Consider the following 16,827-nt stretch of genomic DNA (forward strand, 5'->3'; position numbering starts at 1 on the left):
TGCGAGCCGTCAGGCCGAGGCTCCGCTGTCGACGACCAGGTCGGTGCCTACTACGGCGCCGGCCGCGGGCGAGGCGAGGTAGAGCACCGCGGCCGCCACTTCCTCGGCCTCCGCGACCCGGCCGAGCGGGTTCTCGGTCCTCATCCGCTCGGCACGGTCGGCGTCGGTCTCGCCGGGCCGCAGCGACATGGGAGCGGCGGAGGCGCCCGGGCTGACCGCGTTGATGCGGATGCCCTGGTGGATGTGGTCGAGAGCGGCGGCGCGGGTCAGCGCGGAGACCGCCGCCTTGGAGGTGATGTACGCGGCGGCATTCGGGATCCGCAGGTGTGCGCCCAGGTTGGAGGAGACGTTGACGATGGTGCCGCCGCCGTTCTCCTTCATGTGCGCGATCTGGTGTTTCATGGCCAGCCAGACGCCGGTGACGTTGGTCCGCAGCACCGCGTCCCAGTCCTCCTCGCTCACCTCGCCGACGGGTACGGTGCCGCGGAGTATCCCGGCGTTGTTGACCGCGATGTCCAGTCCACCGAAGCGGGCGACGCTCTCGCGTACGAGGTTCTGGAGCCGACCGGAGTCGGTGACGTCGGCGGTGACGGCGACGGCCGTTCCACCGGCTGCCTGGATGAGACCGACCGTCTCGTCCAGGGAGGCCGCGGTGCGCCCCGCGACGACCACGGATGCGTCCTCGGCGGCGAAGGCGCGCGCGATCGCGCGGCCGAGGCCGGAGCCCGCGCCGGTGACGAGGACGGTCTTGCCGGTGAAGCGGTTCATCACGGTGACTCCTTGAGTGAGGGATTACTTGGTGCGGTGATGCAGGAGACCGACGACGGCGAGAGCGGCCCCCGTCGCGGCCAGGGACCACGCGTCGCTGCCGAGCGTGAGCAGGACGGCGAGGAGAACGGTCGGGCCGAATTCCATCGCGGTGTTCAGCACGCCACCCGCAAGCCCGGTCTGCTGCTCAGGTATGCCTGCGGTGGCGAGCACGGCGGCTCCCGCGAAGGAGGCCGCGGTGCCGGCCGGCAGAAGCACGAGGCCGGGCAGCAGCCCATACGCGTACCAGGTGTGCGCATCGAGCCCGGTGAACGCGAGGAGGACGAGTCCGGCCGCGCCCGTGCCCAGCCCGGCGGCCGTGACGGCTCGGGCCCCGTACCGGCCGATGAACGGTCCTGCCGCCCGGCCCGAGGCGATGAGCGCGACGGCGAACGGCAGGAAGGCGGCCGACGTCCGCAACTGCGACCAGTCGCGCGCCTGCTGGAGGTGGAGTGAGAGCACCACGAAGGTCATCGCGGTTCCGCAGGCGCTCAGCGCGATGGCCGTGAGGGCGAGAGCCCGCCGCCGGTCGAGAAGGAAGCGGGGCGGCAGCAGCGGATCGCGGGCGAGCTGCTCGGCGTACCAGAACGTGGCGAACAGCGCGGTCCCACCGAGCAGCGGCACGAGCACGCCGGCCGACGACCAGGGGCGGGCCTCGGTGACGACGAGCCCGTAACTGGCGAGGGTGATCCCGACGGTGGCGAGCAGCGCGCCCGGCAGGTCGAGTCTCCTGTGCCGGTTCGGCGCGGTGTCCGGCAGCAGCCTGGGCGTGAGGGCGAGAGCTGCGACCGCCACCACGAGCGGTACGGCGAAGGTCCAACGCCACGAGAGAAGCGCCGAGATGACGCCGGAGAGCAGATTGCCCGCGGTCGCGCCGAGGACCGAGAGTCCGCCCCAGGTGGCCATCGCCCTGCCGTAGTCGGTGGGGGAGGGGAAGACGGCGCGCAGCACGGCCATGGCGGCGGGCGCGACGAGGGCCGCGCCCGCTCCCTGTGCGAAGCGCGCCGCGAGCAGTGCCACGATGCCGGGGGCGAGCGGGGCGGCGGCCGAGGCGGCGGCGAAGAGGACAAGGCCCGCGGTGAGGGCGCGCCGCCCGCCGTAACGGTCGGCGAGACGTCCGCCGAAGAGCACCAGTCCGGCGAAGGTCAGTCCGTAGGCGGCGCTGAGCAGGATCAGGTCGGCGCGTTCCAGGTCGAGTTCGCGTCCGATGCGGGGCAGCGGTACGGCGAGTGCGGCGAGCGTGAAGATCAGCGTGGTCTGGACGCTGCCGAGGAGGACGGGGGCCCATCGGTGCCGCTTGGCTAAGACGCGGGCAGCGCCTGTAGCGGTCATGTGTCCCCCCTGATATTTGACCGATCGGTTCATTATTTGGGCGCGCGGAAGGGAGCCCGATGGCTCCGGTGAGTGGATTCAGTCCAGCAGGGCCAACGCCTGCTCGGCCGCGTCCCGCACCCGGGCGGGATCGTCGGACACCTTGCCGACGACCCGTATCCCTTGCAGCAGGACGAGCAGCATGCGGGCCACCGCGCGCGGATCGCGGTCCTCGGGAAGCTCGCCCCGGGCCTGCGCCCGTACGAGCGCGGAGTGCAGCAGGGTTTCGATGTGCTCCCAGCTGATCTCGACCCGGCGGGCCGCCGCGGGGTCGTGCGGGGCCAGCTCGGCCGCGGTGTTGGTGATGAAGCAGCCGTTCAGGCGTCCTGCCGGGGAGGCGGCCTCCGCGGCGAAGCGGCGCACCACCGCCCGCACCGCAGGCAGTGCGGGGCCCGGCTGGGACAACTCCGCGAGGAGAGGCGGGTCGCACATCTCGGCGTACCGGTCCATGGCCTTGAGATACAGCTCGTGCTTGCTGCCGAAGGTCGCGTACAGGCTGGCGCGGCCGATGCCGAGGTGCTCGACGAGGTCCGTCACCGACGTCGCTTCGTAGCCGCGCCGCCAGAACAGCTCAAGGGCCGATCGCAGCGCGGCGTCCGGATCGAACTCCTTGGTCCTGGCCACGCCGCAGACCCTAGGTCAATCTGGATCGTTCGGTCAAGTAACTGGGTGCCGTGGTCGGCGGGTTGGGCTTGGGCAGTGCGCCTGCCCGCGGTCGGTCGGCGTCGGGTCACCACTGGGTGATGAGTGGGATGTCCGGCCCGTGCTGCCGCCAGGCTTCGGTGAGGCGGACGAGGCGGGTGGGGGCGGCGATGCCGCGCACGGTTGCGATCCTGCCGTCGGTGACGTCGAACGTCACGGTGCCTACGACCTGGTCGCCGAGTACGAAGAGGATGGCGGGGGCGCCGTTGACGAGCGCGTAGTGGACGGCGGGCGTGCCGCCGACGAGTCGCCGTTTCGCGGGTGTGGGCTTGAAACCGGCTCGTGCGATGGCGGCGATGCGCTCGGGAGTGTCGTACCGCAGCAGCGTCTTGGCCGGGCCGGCGCCGTTGGAGTCGGCGATCGCGATCGCGTCGTCGGTGAGCAGTGCCACCAGCCGTTCGATACGGCCCGAGGTGGCAGCGGCGAGGAACTCCTCGACGATGCCTCGGGCCGATGTCGGGTCGACTTCGGCGCCGCCGCGGCGGCGCGTGGTGGTGATGCGGTGCCGGGCCCGGTGGAGGTGCTGCTGGCTCGCGGACTCGGTGATGTCGAGGATGTCGGCGATCTCGGTGTGGCTGTAGGAGAACGCTTCGCGCAGCAGGTAGACGGCCCGCTCGACGGGTGACAGGCGCTCCATGAGGGTCAGCATGGCCAGGGAGACCGATTCACGCTGCGCGAACGTGTCGGCCGGACCGAGCATCGGGTCGCCGTCGAGGAGCGGTTCGGGCAGCCAGGCGCCGGCGGTGCGTTCGCGGCGGGCCTGTGCGGAGCGGAGCCGGTCGAGGCACAGGTTGGTGACGACCTTGGTCAACCAGGCTTCCGGCACCTTGATCTGCTGCCGGTCGGCTGCCTGCCAGTGCAGGAACGCGTCCTGTACGGCGTCTTCGGCGTCGGTGGCGGAGCCCAGCAGCCGGTACGCCAGCGAGGCCAGCCGGTTGCGGCTGGCCAGGAACCGGCCGGTGTCGAAGCGATCAGTGGCGGTGCTGTCCACGCGGACCACCCTAGGCAGCTACGCGATCTTCTTCACGGGGTACGCCTTCTCGGCTGACGCATCCGGTGCGGCGGCCAGGCGGTGCTTGCGCTTGGGCAGGCCGAAGGTCGGGTGGGAGTTGGCCCACAGCGACATCTTGAGGATGCCCGCCTTGATCCGCGCGGCCTTCCGGCCGCCCATGTACTTCGGCTTCGCCTGCCCTTCGTCATCGACCATCTGCAGGATCCCGTCCCGCCGACCCAGGCTGATGTGGTTGCCCAGGTACTCAAGCTTGGTGTTCGCGATCTCGCGGCCGGTCAGGCGTCCCACGATCGCGGCCGTGGCCTGCATGCCGGTGTATCCGGCCGAGGCGCAGGACATCGGCAGAGGTCGGCCGTTGTCGCCGACGGCGTAGGCGCTGTCGCCGACGGCGTAGACGTTCGGGTGCGAGACCGACCGCATGGTGCGATCGACGACGATCCGGCCGTTCTCGGTGACCTCCAGCCCGCCGGCGGCGGCGATGGGGCTGACCTCGAACCCGGCCGTCCACACGGTGGCGTCGGACGCCAGTGCGGTGCCGTCGGCGCACAGCACCCGCGTTGCTTCGACGGCTTCGGCCTCGGTGTGCTCCAGGACGGTGACGCCCAGCCGGTCGCAGGCCTGGCGCAGGTGGCTACGGGCGCCGGCGGAGAGGTGGGTGCCCAGCTCTCCGCGGGCGACCAGGGTCACCGACAGGCCGCGCCTGGATTCGGCGATCTCGGTGGCAGTCTCGATGCCGGTCAGCCCGTCGCCGATGACCAGCACACTCCCGCCTTCGTCCCGCCCGCTCAGGCTGTCCAGGCGCATGCGTAGGCGCAGGGCGGAGGGCCGGCCGGCGACGTCGAAGGCGTGCTCGGTCACGCCGGGGACGCCGTGGGCGGTGACGCGGCTGCCGAGCGCGTAGACAAGCGTGTCGTAGCCGAGTTCATCGCCGCGGTCGGCGTCGGCCACGGCGACGACCTGGCGCTCGGGGTCGACGGCGGTGACACGGGCCACGCGCAGCCGTATCCCCGTACCCGCGAAGACGTCGGTGAGCTGCGGAGCCTCGATCGCCTGGCCGGCCGCGAGCTGATGCAGTCGCAGCCGCTGCACGAAGTCCGGCTCGGCGTTGACCACGGTGATCGCGGTGTCCTGCGGGGACAGCCGACGGGCCAGGGTCCCGGCCACGTAGGCCCCGGCATAGCCGGCACCGAGGACGACGATGCGGTGCTTCATGTGTCGCTCCTGTCTTTTCGCTTGCCTTCGCGACTTGAGCGGGACAGCGCGCCGATTGCTGACAGGAACGGCATGTGGCGTCGGTCACATAGAGGACGGGGTGTCGCCCGGGGATACCCGCGACGTCGAGGCGGCGCAGACGCGGGCCGGGCGCGGGCCGTCTCATTCCGGTGTGCGGCTGAGGAAGTGGTCAACGGTCGACCACGAGACCCTGGTTGGCGACCTTGCTGCTCGGGGCAGGATCCGTTTGAGGACGGCCCCCGGTACTCCGGCCGTGGATCGCTGGTACGGCGTCCGACCGACCGCGCCTACGGGTGCGTGTCCGTGATCGCGATGACCTCGTCGAGGCGTTCCACGGCGACCCGCAAGTCGTCGATCTTGGCCTGGATGCGGTCCCGCTCGGCGCGCAGCATGGATCGTTGCTCCGCGTCGGTGTGTCCGAGGTCCCAGCACGGCAGGAGTTCCGTGATCCTTCGGCTGGTCAGGCCGGCGGCGAACATCTGCTGGAAGAAACGGATCCGGGGGACGGCGTCCTGCCGGTAGAGGCGCTGGCCGGATGGGCTGCGCTCCGCGCTGAGCAGCCCCTGCTGCTCGTAGTAGCGCACGGCGCGTACCGAGACGCCGGCACCCCGCGCCACCTCGCCGATGCGGATCGGCCGCTCGGTCGCGGCATCGGTGACGGTCATGGTGATTCCTTTTCCCCGGCCCTGATGACCAGCACTTGCCTCTGACGTTAGCGTCAGGTTTTAGCGTACCGGGCATGGACATCAACAACTCAGTCGCCCTCGTCACCGGGGCCAACCGCGGCCTGGGCCGCGCCTTCGCCCAGCGCCTGCTCGAACGGGGCGCCCGCAAGGTCTACGCGACGGCTCGTCGACCCGAGAGTGTGGACCTGCCCGGGGTGGACGTGCTGCCCCTCGACATCGCCGATCCCGCATCCGTGAGGGCCGCGGCCGAGGCCGCCCCGGACGTCTCGCTGCTCATCAACAACGCGGGAATCAGTACGGGGACCGACCTGGTGACCGGTTCGCTGGACGCGGTGCGGCAGGAGCTGGAGACCAACATGTTCGGCCACCTGGGAATGATCCGGGAGTTCGCGCCGACGCTCGCCGGGAACGGCGGGGGCGCGGTCGTCAACGTCCTCTCCGCCATGTCGTGGTTCGGAGGCAAGGGCGCCAACGCCTACCACCTGACCAAGGCCGCCGCCTGGGCCATGACCAACGGCGTGCGCCTGGAACTCGCCGAGCAGGGCACGCTCGTGACAGCGGTGCACCTCGGCCTTGCCGACACCGACATGGCCGCGGGCTGGCCCGTGGCCAAGATCGCGCCGTTGGACCTGGCCGACGCGGCGCTCGACGGTGTCGAGGCGGGCTCCGCCGAGGTCCTCGCCGACCAGTGGAGTCGGGACGTCAAGTCCCGGCTGCCGCTGACGCCGGAGGAATTCAACGACGCGATGGACCGCGCCCTGGCGGCGCTGACGGCGGCATGAGGGATCCCTCGGGCCGCACTGACTTCGGTCGGTTGCTTCCGAGCTGAGTCGATCGGTACTCATCCGCAGTCGTGGATCTTCGTGTTGTGGCCTCGCGTCGGCGGTCGTGGCAGTCGCGGGCGCGGGCCGGGTGTCGGGGACCGAGGGCTTCAGTTGGCCGTTCCGCGCTCAGTGCCGAGGGTGGCCGTCCTGCCACTGCCGGGTGCGGCGGGGCGGTCGGTCGCCGGACCTGGTGATGTCCGGGAGTTGCTGGTGGAGGGCCACCTTGCCGACGTGGGCCTGCACCGTCACTCCGCGGGCAGGGCGAGCGCCACCTTGCCCGTGGCACGGCCGGCGAGAAGGTGTCGGACGGCTGTGGCGGTCTCGGCGAGCGGGTAGACGCGGTCCACGACAGGGCGCAGCGTGCCCGCGTCGATGAGAACGGTCAGGTCGCGCAGCCCGTCGGCGTGCTCCGAGGCGATGAAGGTGCCCAGATGTTGGCCGGTGAACGGGGACAGCATCTGGGCGCGGAGCTGCCGGTCGGTGCCGCCGAGCCAGGGGCCGTTGGTCTCGCCGCCGGTGATGACCAGCCTGCCGCGGGGCGTGAGGGCGCGGCGCAGATCCCTCAGACCGCGGTTGCCCGCGATGTCGATGATGGCGTCGTAGCGTCGCGGGCCGGCAAGGAAGTCCTCGCGGGTGTAGTCGATCACGTCGTCGGCGCCCAGCGCCCTCACGGCGTTGACTTTGGGGGTGCTCGCCACGGCCGTGACCCGGGCGCCGAAGGTGTGGGCGAGTTGGACGGCGAAGGTGCCCACGCCGCCGGCGGCTCCCGTGATCAGGACCTGTTGGCCTTCCTTCACCTCGCCCCGGTCGCGAACCGCCTGGAGTGCGGTGAGCGCGCTGACCGGTACCGTCGCCGCCTCCTCGAAGGTGAGGCCGGCCGGTTTGGGAGCGATCCTGTCGGCACGGGTGGCGGCGTATTCGGCGAACGCCGCCGCTGCCGTGCCGTAGACCTCGTCGCCCGCCGCGAACCCTGTCACTCCGGGTCCGACCGCCTCGACGACCCCGGCGATGTTGCGGCCGGGATTGGAGAGCTTGGGTCTGCGCAGTCCGCTCACGGGCCGGATCGCGTACGGCAGACCGGCCATCAGGTGCCAGGTGCCCCGGTCCACGCTGGAGGCGCGCACACGGACCAGCACCTCGGCCGGCCCGACGCTCGGCCTGGGCAGCCGCGCCGTGCGCAGTACGGCCTCCGGCTCGGCGCCGTAACGCTCCTGCAGGACGGCCGCCATCGTCTTGGTCCCACTGGTGGTCGCGATCGGCTCGCTCATCGTCACTGCTTCCCGTTGCGTCTGCCGCGCGCTTGCGGCGCAGTCGAGACTTACGCCGTAAGTACAGCACTTACAGCGTAAGCTCGTCAACGCTGGGAGAGCACGAGAGGAAGTGATGTCCGCCGTGACCCGACGTACCGTCCGGCAGCCGATCCGGGAGCCGCTCAGCCGGCAGCGGGTGCTGCGTGCCGCCGTCGACCTCGCCGACGCCGGTGGCCTGGACACGCTCAGCATGCGCAAGCTGGGCCAGGCCGTCGGTGTCGAGGCGATGTCCTTGTACAACCACGTGACGAACAAGGAAGACCTGATCGACGGCATGGTCGACCTGGTGTTCGGCGAAGTCGAACTGCCCACGCCGGGGGACGGCTGGCGACAGGCGATGCGGCGGCGGGCTGTCTCCATGCGCCTCGCGCTGTCTCGCCACCGCTGGGCGATCGGGCTGATGGAGTCACGGTCCACTCCCGGCCCTGCCAGTCTGCGGCACCACGACGCCGTTCTCGGCTGTCTGCGTCAGGGCGGGTTCTCCCTCACCCTGACCGCGCACGCCGTCTCGGTTCTCGACAGCTACATCTACGGGTTCGCCCTGCAGGAGAAGAGCCTGCCCTTCGACTCCCCGGAGGAGACCGCCGAACTGGCGGATTCCCTACTGAGCGGTTTCGGTGATGGCGAGTACCCGCATCTGACCGAGATCGCCACCGATCACGTCATGCGTCCCGGGTACGCCTACGGCGACGAGTTCGCATTCGGACTGGACCTCATCCTCGACGGCCTCCAGCAAGCGGCGGGCTGACGGGCTATTGGCGTACCCGCAGCATCCGGCGCGTTGCCCTGTCGGATTGATGGGCCCGATGGGCCCGATGGGCCCGATGGGCCCGATGGGCCCGATGGGCCCGATGAGCCCGATGAGCCGATGAGCCCGATGAGCCGATGAGCCCGAGGACGCCGAAGCGCTGCGGCGTCCCGTCAGGGCCGGGGCACGCACGGCCGGCCCGCCGTGAGCGCGCTCACGGCGTGGCCGGGAGGAAGAAGCCGGTGATGTCGGCGAGGCGGCCGTCCTCGTGATGGCGGGCGGTGCTGATGCCGGTGGACGCGGTCTCGCCCTGCTCGCCGAGCTGGGTCCAGCGGGCGAGGGAGCGGTCGTGGTGCTCCAGTACCTCGTCGATGCGGAACCGGTGGCCGGGGAAGGCTTCGGCGAAGCCGGCCATGTAGGCGGCGAGTTCGGTCAGGCTGCCGACCTCGGTTCCGGGGTCACGGTAGGCGACGCCGTCGACCGCGACCGCGCCGAGGGCGGCGGGTCGGTCGGCGGGGTCGGCCGACCAGCAGGCGGCGTAGTCGTTCCACAGACGCTGGGTGTCACTCATGGTCGTCCTGCTTTCGTGAGGTCCTCAGGGAGCCGATCGACGCCATCGCGCCGTCGGTGACGTTGTGCAGTGTGGTGCGGGGCAGGCCGGCCCGGACGAGCACGAGCAGGCCCTGGTAGAGCGCGAGCAGGTGGGTGGCCGTGGTCCTGACGTCGAGGTCTGGCGGAGTGGTGCCGCCGTGCCGGGCGCGCGTCAGCGCGTCGGTGAAGCCGCTTTCGATGGCCGCCAGGCCGTGGTGCACGCCGGCGGCGGTCTGGGGGAGGGTGAAGGACTCGACGGCGGTGTTGGTGAGCAGGCAGCCCGGGTCGGGCTCGGTGCCGGTCTCGATCGCCGAGGTGAAGAACGAGCCAATGCCGGCCAGGGGGTCCGCCGGCTCCAGCAGGTGGATCCGGACCCGGTCTTGTACCACCTGCTCGTTGTAGGCCTCCAGAGCGGCGTGGAACAGGCCGTCCTTGCTCTGGAAGGTCCGGTACAGGCTCCCCGGGTGCAGTCCGGTGGCCTCCTCGATGTCCCGCAGCGACGCGCCGAGATACCCCCGGCGACGGAAGAGTTGCATGGCCGAGGCCACTACTTCGCCTTGATCCCAAAGCTGCCTGCGCCCCATCCCGCCTCCATAGTTGAACGCTCGCTCACAAAAAAATAGCACGGCGCGGACCTGTCCCGCGCCCACTGGTCGACACCTGTCAGGCCGGCCACCCCTGAGCCCGTGTGGCCGCCCGACCGCCGTGCCGCTCCGGCCCGGCCTCTCCGGACCCGGACCTCGCCGCCCTGCGGGCGCACCGGCAGCGCGTGTCGTGGATGGGTCGTGTGAGTGGCGGCCGCCGTCGCGGTGGTGCGGCGCGTGGTCCCGGCCGGGGTCGTCGGGTGGCGGTGTGAAGGCACCGCGGCATGTGCATGGTCCGGTCGGCACCCGGCGGGACGGCGCCCGCAAGTGCCCGACGAGGGCAGTGACGGGCCGTTGGGGCAGGGGCGCTGCTGGGTCATGTTTCGGTACTGCCGTCCGGCGCGACGCATCCAGGGCGCAAACGGCGTCGACCGGGGCGCTTTGTGATCGGACGGGAGCGACTCGACTCGGACGGGCGCAGGTATGAGGTCTCCCGTCACGAGGCCCCATCGACAACCCTCCGCGTCCAGGCCTTGTTCGCGAAGACGCGGACGCCGAACGCGCCGCCCTCACGGAGTTGTCCGAGGGCTGAGGCCGGCAGACCATCGAGGACACCCGGCCCCGTGAACCGCCGCGGCTGTGCCCAGCTGCCCGCCCGCACCTCCAACGACCGATGCGGTACCGGCGATGTGTTCGCCGTTTCCTCGTGCCCGTTGTGCGGGACAGGGATGCCGTGGTTGCGCGATGCTGAGGCGGTGGATATTCAGGTGCGAGAGGTGCCCACCGTGGGGGTGGAGGAGGAGTACTTCCTCGTGGACCCGGTGACGCGGTCGGTGGTGTCGGCCGGGCCGCGGGTGGTGGCACACGCTGCCGCGGAGGTGGGGGACCTGGTCTCGGAGGAGTTCACCGGGTACCAGATCGAGGTCAGGACGCGGCCGTGCACGACGATGCACGAGCTGCGGGTCGAGCTGGCCCGCGTGCGGGCGGCCGCGGTCTCGGCGGCCGGGCGGGAGGGCCTGCGCCTGTGTGCGTCGGGCACCCCGGTCATCGCACCGGACCGGGCGTCCGACGTGGGCGACCACCCCCGCTACCGGGCGGGACTCAGGCAGTACCGAGCGATGCTCGGCGACTTCGACATCAGCGCTTTCCACGCCCACGTCCTCCTTCCCGACCGGGAGCAGGCCGTGCTGACGGGCAACCACCTGCGCCCGTGGCTGCCCCTCCTGGTGGCGATGAGCGCCAACTCGCCCTTCCACCACGGCAGCGACACCGGCTACGCCAGCTGGCGGTCGGTGATCCGTTCACGCTTCCCCTGCCTGGGCCCACCGCCCTACGCCAGGTCCCTCGCCCATCACGAGCAGCTGGCCGCCGCCATGGCCGCCTCCGAGGCGATGCTGAATGCCGACATGCCGTACTGGGACATCCGCCCCCACCCGCACCTGCCGACCCTCGAAGTGCGCTCCATGGACGTCCCCGCGGAGGTCGGGGACACGGTCGCGCTCACCGCACTGATCAGGGCCATGGTGGTGACGGCCGCCCGCCGGGTCGGGGAAGGCGACGGGGGACCGGAGGTGTGCAGCGAGCTGCTGCGCGCCGGGTACTGGCGCGCGGCCCGCGACGGCTGGCCCGGAAGCGGCATCGACATCCTGACCGGAACGGTCATGCCGTTCGCCGACCAGGCGGCGCAACTCGTCGCCTACGTGCGCCCGGTCCTGGAGGAGTACGGCGACGTGGAGCTGGTCAAGGCGTTCCTGGAACGGCTGGAGACCCGGGGATCCGGCGCGGACGTCCAACGTTCCCGGTACGCCGCCGGAGCGGGCCTGAACGCAGTCGTCGACGGCCTTCTCCAGGCTACGGACTCTCCCGGCATCACGGCTGCGGGGCCGGTCACGGTGCAGTGAGACACCCCACGTCAGACGTCAGACAGCCCAGGGGGTCTGACAGTGCGTCGGCATCGTGATCGCGTGCCGCCCGGTCCAGCGCCGTCAGCCGAGGGCGTCGAGCAACTCGCGCTCGCGCTGTGCGCTGAGGCCCGCGCGCCTTTCCCGGTCCAGCCCCTGCTCGCGTTCCCAGCGCAGCGTGTCGGCCAGCATCTCGGCCCGGGACCGGTGACGCAGCCCCACGGCGCGCGCCGAGGACCCGTCCCGGGCCGACCACCCGCCCCAACCCGGCTCGACCAGCCACATCGGCAGCGATGCGGACCCCATGTACTGGGCTACGCCGTTGGCGAGCAGCCACGCCGATTCGGCGGCGACCACCGGACCGGTGTGCCCGCCAAGGGCACGGCACAGCTCGATCCACTCTCCGAACGGAACGACCGGACCGACCGCGTTGTAGGTGCCGGTGATTCCCGTCTCCGCGGCGTCGAGCAGCCAGGCAGTCAAGTCCCTCACGTCGACCACCTGGGTCGGCATGGCCGGTGTGTCGGGTACCAGCAGGGGCCCTCGCGGGTCACGCGCGGCGCGGGCGACCCAGTAGCCGGAGCGCCCGCTGTGATCCCCCGGGCCGCCGATGAGCCCGGCGCGTGCGATGAGGAGGCGATCGCCCACAGCGGCCGTCGACGCCTGCTCGCAGGCGACCTTCGCCTCGCCGTACAACTCGCGATCGACCTCGCTCCGGTCGGTCGGGGCAAGCAGGGCCGCGGACTCGTCCGCCCCCGGCGTGGCATGCGAGGCATAGGCGTTGCCGGACGAGACGTACACCCAGTGCCCGGCCTTGCTGCCCAGCACGTCGAGTGCCCCACGAACGAAGCCCGGCTGCCACGACACCTCGACGACCGCGTCCCATACGCGGTCGAGCAGGGGCTCGTACGCCGACGGATCGCGCCGGTCGGCGGCGACCAGTGTCGCTCCGTCCGCCACTTCTCCGCTGGCACCGCGGGCGAGGCAGGTCACCCGATGGCCGCGCTCGATCGCCTGCCGCGACAGCTCCCGACCCACCCATGCCGTTCCGCCCAGAACCAGGATCTCCATCCCCACACACAAGCACCGAGACCACCACGCGGCCAGGCGGATTCGCTGACAGCAGATGGTCGGCCGCCGGACCGTCTCAACCCTCCCGCGACGGCGGTCACTTGGTGAGCGCAACTCCTTGCGATGGGCGGACCGGTCCCTCAGACCCGCACGGGGGCGCCAGCTCCCCGCTGAAGCTCAACTCGGGCTGCGCCCGCCCCCCAGGGCCACGTCGACGTCGAGGTCCCGGCGCTCTGCGGTGCAGTCGTTCTCCCGGCCCCCCGCGACCGCGTGTCCGGCGCGATGCCGTTCGCACCGGCGCCTTCATGGGCGGACACGCCGTCGTTGCCCAGACGGAAGCCGTCGTTCGGCGAGTTGGAGTCGATGTCGGCGTCTCCAGCGTCCCTCTGGGAAGCGGCGCATCCGTGGCGTGCGCAAGTCAGTTCGGCAGTAGGTGATCCCGGGTGCGCGGACGGCCCGGATTCAGGCGGTCTCCGGGTGTTCCCGGGTGAGGAGGAGTACCTGGGTCCGGTCGGTGTGCGGGGTGAGCAGTTCCCGCAGTTCCGCGGCGGCGGTCTTCAGAAGGTGTCCGTCGCGGGCGGCTTGGAGGGTTTCGAGGACGAAGGCGACGTGGGTGGAGTGCTCGGTGACACGGGTGCGGTGGGCGTCGCGGTGGTTCCAGTGGCGGGTCAGGACGTCGGTGGTGTCGGTGTAGATGATCTCCCCGGGCTTGGGGTGTTCGGTGGTGTCGGGCTCGCCGAGCGGGGTGAAGGTCTCGGTGCCGTCGGCGTAGCGGATCTCGACGTCGCCGGTGACGTGGTCGAGGTCGAAGGCGCCGGCGGGCAGACCGTGGCGCGCGGAGACGGTGTTGTAGGAGTCGACGGCCGGGTTGATCCGCGGCAGGCTGCCCTTCTTGGCGAGGCGGCGGCCGAGGGCGTCGACGCTGGGGCGGATGCGGCGGGGGTTGGTGCCGAAGGAGCGGTAGGCGGTGTGCCACGCCTCGATGCGCGGGTCGCTCTCGTCGGCGGGCTGCCAGGTGCCGTTGGCGAGCTGCTGCTCCAGGTTCTCCAGGGCGGTGGTGGTGGCCGGCCAGGGCTCGTCGCCGCGCAGGCCGGTGGCGGTGACGACGGCGATCAGGGTGTCGGGGAAGGCGTCCGCGACGGCGGGGGTGATGCGGAAGGTGGTCATAGGGGGTCCGTTCGAGATGATGACGCGGGCGTGGGGGAGGGGCGCGGGGTCAGCTCTTGCAGGGGCCGCCGATGCGGTCCGAGGAAGGGCCGCAGCAGCTCGACGGTGAAGGAGGCCGGTGCGGCGATCATCACGGTGCGCGGGACGTGGGCCTGGCGGGCGCCGAGACCGCCGAGGAAGTCGGCGCAGCCGTAGGCCAGGGAGCTGCCCAGAGCCAGCAGCGGAGCGATCACGGGATATCCCTTATCCTCAATGGAGCGACTGCACTGTACAACGAACCGACCGAAGGTCGTCAACCGAACGACCGCTCGGTGCAGTGCATTGATCTACTTGCCTGGAAGGGGTGACGCGATGGCCGAGACCGAACCGGCACTGCGGACGCTCGCGCGCAACGTTCGCGTGGCCCGGACCCGCGCCGGACTGTCCCTGGACGAACTCGGCCGCCGCGCCAAGGTCAGCAAGGGTGCTCTGGTCGCCCTGGAAAGAGCCCAGGGCAACCCGAACTTCGCCACCCTCGTCCGCCTTGCCGACACCCTGGGCATCTCGGTGTCCGCACTGCTGGAGGGGCCGGCCGAAGGGCGCGTCCGGGTCGTGTCCGCCGACGCCGTCGTGCCCCTGTGGGCCGGAGAGAAGGGCGGTGAGGCGCGGCTCATGCTGACCACGTCGGGGCCGGCCCCGGTCGAGGTCTGGCGGTGGACACTGGAACCGGGAGAGGAGTACCCCAGCCACCCGCACCAGAGCGGCGTCGTGGAGACCGTCAGCGTCACCGCCGGACGCATGGTGCTCGTCGTCGACGGCACCGAGCATGCCGTCGAGGCCGGACAGACCGCCACCTTCGAGGGCGACTCCGCCCACACCTACCGCGGCTCGGGCACCGGAACCTGCCATCTGATCATGACCGTGCACATCCCACCCGGTCCTGGCCCCGCGAGCTGACGTGTGCAGTGGGGCGGCGACGGGCGGCCGTACCCGTCACGCTCGGGTGGCGAGGCAGTGGGTCCAGCTGTCGTTGGCGTACCTGGCCCACGTCTCAGCTGTGACGGGGGCAAGGGATGCCTCAGAAGGTTGGTACTCTCCGCGTCTGAGGCGAAGCGGGGGAGACGATCGTGGGAGCGGAGCCGTCGAGTCCTGCGAGCCGCTGGTCCGGAGGAACTGGCCTGGGAGTCCTCTGCGGTGGGCTGACCGCATTGGTGACCGTTGCTGCCGTTGGGAAGGCATGGGCTGCTTGTGACATCGGCACCAGTGCAGCTGCCAACAGCATGACGTTGCTGTTCCTCGCGCCTCTCATCTGGATCGCCGCTGCGGTTCCGTGGGTGATCCTGCACAGCACCCTCGGAAGACGTCATCGCAGGACAGCCTTGACCGCAGGGCTCATCTTCACCCTGTGGTTCACCTGGTTCCTTGTCACATGGCTCGGCATGCCGGACTCCTACCCCGCCCCGCGGTGCCCGGCCAACGTCCCACCCTGGTGGCCGGGCTTCATCCCGGCATGACTCCGACTGGCCTATGAGCCTCCGCCAACTGAAGTCGCAGGTCGCAAGGCTGGTGTGACGGAGAGGGTGTGATCGAGTCCCCTCGTTCACGAACCGACAGCACGTGTGCGCGAGTTCGGGCAGCACTCGAAGCTCTGCAGACGTCGAGCAGTTTCTGGCTTCGGGCAGCACGGGCCCCTGCCGGGAGTCTGGCAGGGGCCCGTGCTGCAGAGAGCCGAGGAGGGCCGGGACCGGTCCTGGATGAGCGGCTTCCTGGCCAACACGGCTACGGTCTGCTGGTCGCCTGACGGCCCGGCGTCACTTCAGGTGTCGGGTGAAGAACTGGGCCGCGGCGTCCCCCGCGAACTGCGGGACGCCGGTGTGCCCGCCCATATTGGCGTGCAGCGTCTTCTCCTTGGAGCCGAAGGCGTCGAACAGGTCCAGGGCCGCCTGCCGGTCGTTTCCTTCGTCGTCCCATTGCAGCAGGACGTGCAGGGGAATGGTGACCTGGCGGGCCTCCTCGAACATGGCGCGAGGGATGAAACTCCCGGCGAACAGAACAGCGGCCGAGATGCGCGGCTCGACCACCGCCAGCCGGGTGCCGATGGAGATCACACCCCCCGAGTACCCCACCGGGCCGCCGATCTCGGGCAGCGACAGGAGGGCGTCCAGGGCGGCCCGCCCTTCCGGAACCGCCTTGTCGACCAGCGGGAGGATGAGGGCGTCGATGATCTCGTCGCTGACCGGCTCGCCGGCCCCCATGGCCCGGCGCAGGTCGGCGAGGGCCTGCTCGGCGGCGGGCAGGCGGGGCCGGTCGCCGCTTCCGGGAAGCTCGATGGCGGCCGTGGCGAAGCCGTCCGCCGCGGCGTGCCGGGCTCGGGCCACCAGCCGGGGGTACGCCTTGCGCAGCCCGACAGGAGGGGGGCTGAGCAGGATCAGCGGCGCCGGTGCGGATGTGGATGCGGATCCGGGCGTCCACAGGATGCCGGGGATCTCGCCGAGGGTGAATTCGCGCTCGAGAACAGCGTCGTCGAGACGCTGTTCAGCCGTGAATCGCATGGTCGTGCCTTTCGGGAGTGCCATTGGACGGCGCTCCCGGACGACCTATCGCCCGACCGTGACCCCGCAGGAGAGCACCCATGTCGATACGTTCACGGGTACCACCTCCTCGCTCTCTCGCACGGCCTCCGGAAACGTAGCAGCGGTTGCCGTGGTTCCGCCAACGGGTTTTCGCGGAGCCTCTGTAGCCGGACACCACGGCGTCGCCGTCACGCCTGTCACTGGTCGGGAAGTGCACGTCCGCCCCCGCTTCGAGCACCGAAAAACCGGCAGTCAGCGGGCGTACCGA

The 16,827-nt window shown here is 71.0% G+C and carries 17 protein-coding genes and 1 pseudogene; 5 read left to right on the forward strand and 13 right to left on the reverse strand.

What is annotated here, in order from left to right:
- Positions 1-9 precede the first annotated feature (9 nt).
- The 6 genes from ACFYO5_RS10510 to ACFYO5_RS10535 all read right to left on the reverse strand — a co-directional run bounded on the left by ACFYO5_RS10510 (position 10) and on the right by ACFYO5_RS10535 (position 5,790).
- Entirely contained in the window at positions 10-768 is a 759-nt protein-coding gene (locus tag ACFYO5_RS10510) for an SDR family NAD(P)-dependent oxidoreductase (RefSeq protein WP_388706638.1), read from the reverse strand.
- A gap of 24 nt (positions 769-792) precedes the next feature.
- Positions 793-2,139: an MFS transporter gene (locus ACFYO5_RS10515; RefSeq protein WP_388706641.1), complete on the reverse strand. Its 1,347-nt coding sequence runs from the start codon at positions 2,137-2,139 to the stop codon at positions 793-795.
- Between the two features lie 78 nt (positions 2,140-2,217).
- On the reverse strand, positions 2,218-2,802 hold the full coding sequence (locus tag ACFYO5_RS10520; protein ID WP_388706644.1) for a TetR/AcrR family transcriptional regulator: 585 nt from the start codon (positions 2,800-2,802) through the stop codon (positions 2,218-2,220).
- A gap of 106 nt (positions 2,803-2,908) precedes the next feature.
- On the reverse strand, positions 2,909-3,871 hold the full coding sequence (locus tag ACFYO5_RS10525) for a sigma-70 family RNA polymerase sigma factor (protein ID WP_388706647.1): 963 nt from the start codon (positions 3,869-3,871) through the stop codon (positions 2,909-2,911).
- Positions 3,872-3,889: 18 nt separating this feature from the next.
- A complete protein-coding gene (locus ACFYO5_RS10530) occupies positions 3,890-5,104 on the reverse strand; it encodes an NAD(P)/FAD-dependent oxidoreductase (RefSeq protein WP_388706650.1) in 1,215 nt (404 codons plus the stop codon).
- A 308-nt stretch (positions 5,105-5,412) separates the two neighbouring features.
- Positions 5,413-5,790 (reverse strand): MerR family transcriptional regulator, encoded by a 378-nt coding sequence (locus ACFYO5_RS10535; protein WP_388706653.1) that lies wholly within the window; start codon positions 5,788-5,790, stop codon positions 5,413-5,415.
- Between the two features lie 74 nt (positions 5,791-5,864).
- Between ACFYO5_RS10535 and ACFYO5_RS10540 the strand changes: the two genes are divergently transcribed.
- A complete protein-coding gene (locus ACFYO5_RS10540; RefSeq protein WP_388706656.1) occupies positions 5,865-6,593 on the forward strand; it encodes an SDR family oxidoreductase in 729 nt (242 codons plus the stop codon).
- A gap of 287 nt (positions 6,594-6,880) precedes the next feature.
- Here the strand turns inward: ACFYO5_RS10540 and ACFYO5_RS10545 are convergent, their stop codons facing one another.
- A complete protein-coding gene (locus ACFYO5_RS10545; protein ID WP_388706659.1) occupies positions 6,881-7,903 on the reverse strand; it encodes an NAD(P)-dependent alcohol dehydrogenase in 1,023 nt (340 codons plus the stop codon).
- A gap of 124 nt (positions 7,904-8,027) precedes the next feature.
- Here ACFYO5_RS10545 and ACFYO5_RS10550 point away from each other — a divergent pair, with 124 nt between their 5' ends.
- Positions 8,028-8,693, forward strand: a complete 666-nt coding sequence (locus tag ACFYO5_RS10550; protein ID WP_388706662.1) for a TetR/AcrR family transcriptional regulator — start codon at positions 8,028-8,030, stop codon at positions 8,691-8,693.
- A gap of 214 nt (positions 8,694-8,907) precedes the next feature.
- On the opposite strand, the gene ACFYO5_RS10555 is transcribed toward ACFYO5_RS10550, so the two are convergent.
- A complete protein-coding gene (locus ACFYO5_RS10555) occupies positions 8,908-9,264 on the reverse strand; it encodes a nuclear transport factor 2 family protein (protein ID WP_388706665.1) in 357 nt (118 codons plus the stop codon).
- Entirely contained in the window at positions 9,257-9,820 is a 564-nt protein-coding gene (locus ACFYO5_RS10560; protein ID WP_388706668.1) for a TetR/AcrR family transcriptional regulator, read from the reverse strand. The genes ACFYO5_RS10555 and ACFYO5_RS10560 overlap by 8 nt, the downstream gene beginning before the upstream one ends.
- An 803-nt stretch (positions 9,821-10,623) precedes the next feature.
- Between ACFYO5_RS10560 and ACFYO5_RS10565 the strand changes: the two genes are divergently transcribed.
- Complete coding sequence (locus ACFYO5_RS10565; RefSeq protein ID WP_388706671.1) at positions 10,624-11,769, forward strand: glutamate--cysteine ligase; 1,146 nt, start codon at positions 10,624-10,626, stop codon at positions 11,767-11,769.
- 84 nt (positions 11,770-11,853) lie between these two features.
- Here the strand turns inward: ACFYO5_RS10565 and ACFYO5_RS10570 are convergent, their stop codons facing one another.
- The 3 genes and pseudogenes from ACFYO5_RS10570 to ACFYO5_RS10580 all read right to left on the reverse strand — a co-directional run.
- Positions 11,854-12,840, reverse strand: a complete 987-nt coding sequence (locus tag ACFYO5_RS10570) for an NAD-dependent epimerase/dehydratase family protein (RefSeq protein ID WP_388706674.1) — start codon at positions 12,838-12,840, stop codon at positions 11,854-11,856.
- Positions 12,841-13,302: 462 nt separating this feature from the next.
- Positions 13,303-14,007 carry a B3/4 domain-containing protein gene (locus ACFYO5_RS10575; RefSeq protein WP_388706677.1) on the reverse strand — a complete coding sequence of 235 codons (705 nt, stop codon included), beginning with the start codon at positions 14,005-14,007 and terminating at the stop codon, positions 13,303-13,305.
- Between the two features lie 77 nt (positions 14,008-14,084).
- Positions 14,085-14,240: pseudogene (locus ACFYO5_RS10580) on the reverse strand (EamA family transporter); the annotation flags it as partial.
- Positions 14,241-14,358: 118 nt separating this feature from the next.
- Here ACFYO5_RS10580 and ACFYO5_RS10585 point away from each other — a divergent pair.
- On the forward strand, positions 14,359-14,943 hold the full coding sequence (locus ACFYO5_RS10585) for a helix-turn-helix domain-containing protein (RefSeq protein ID WP_388706680.1): 585 nt from the start codon (positions 14,359-14,361) through the stop codon (positions 14,941-14,943).
- 422 nt (positions 14,944-15,365) lie between these two features.
- Positions 15,366-15,500 carry a hypothetical protein gene (locus ACFYO5_RS10590; RefSeq protein WP_388706683.1) on the forward strand — a complete coding sequence of 45 codons (135 nt, stop codon included), beginning with the start codon at positions 15,366-15,368 and terminating at the stop codon, positions 15,498-15,500.
- A 297-nt stretch (positions 15,501-15,797) separates the two neighbouring features.
- Here the strand turns inward: ACFYO5_RS10590 and ACFYO5_RS10595 are convergent, their stop codons facing one another.
- Positions 15,798-16,538, reverse strand: coding sequence for an alpha/beta hydrolase (locus ACFYO5_RS10595; protein ID WP_388706686.1), 741 nt, complete (start codon positions 16,536-16,538; stop codon positions 15,798-15,800).
- Positions 16,539-16,827 lie beyond the last annotated feature (289 nt).

The organism is Streptomyces sp. NPDC006259 (assembly GCF_042870975.1).
Classification (GTDB): Bacteria; Actinomycetota; Actinomycetes; order Streptomycetales; family Streptomycetaceae; genus Streptomyces.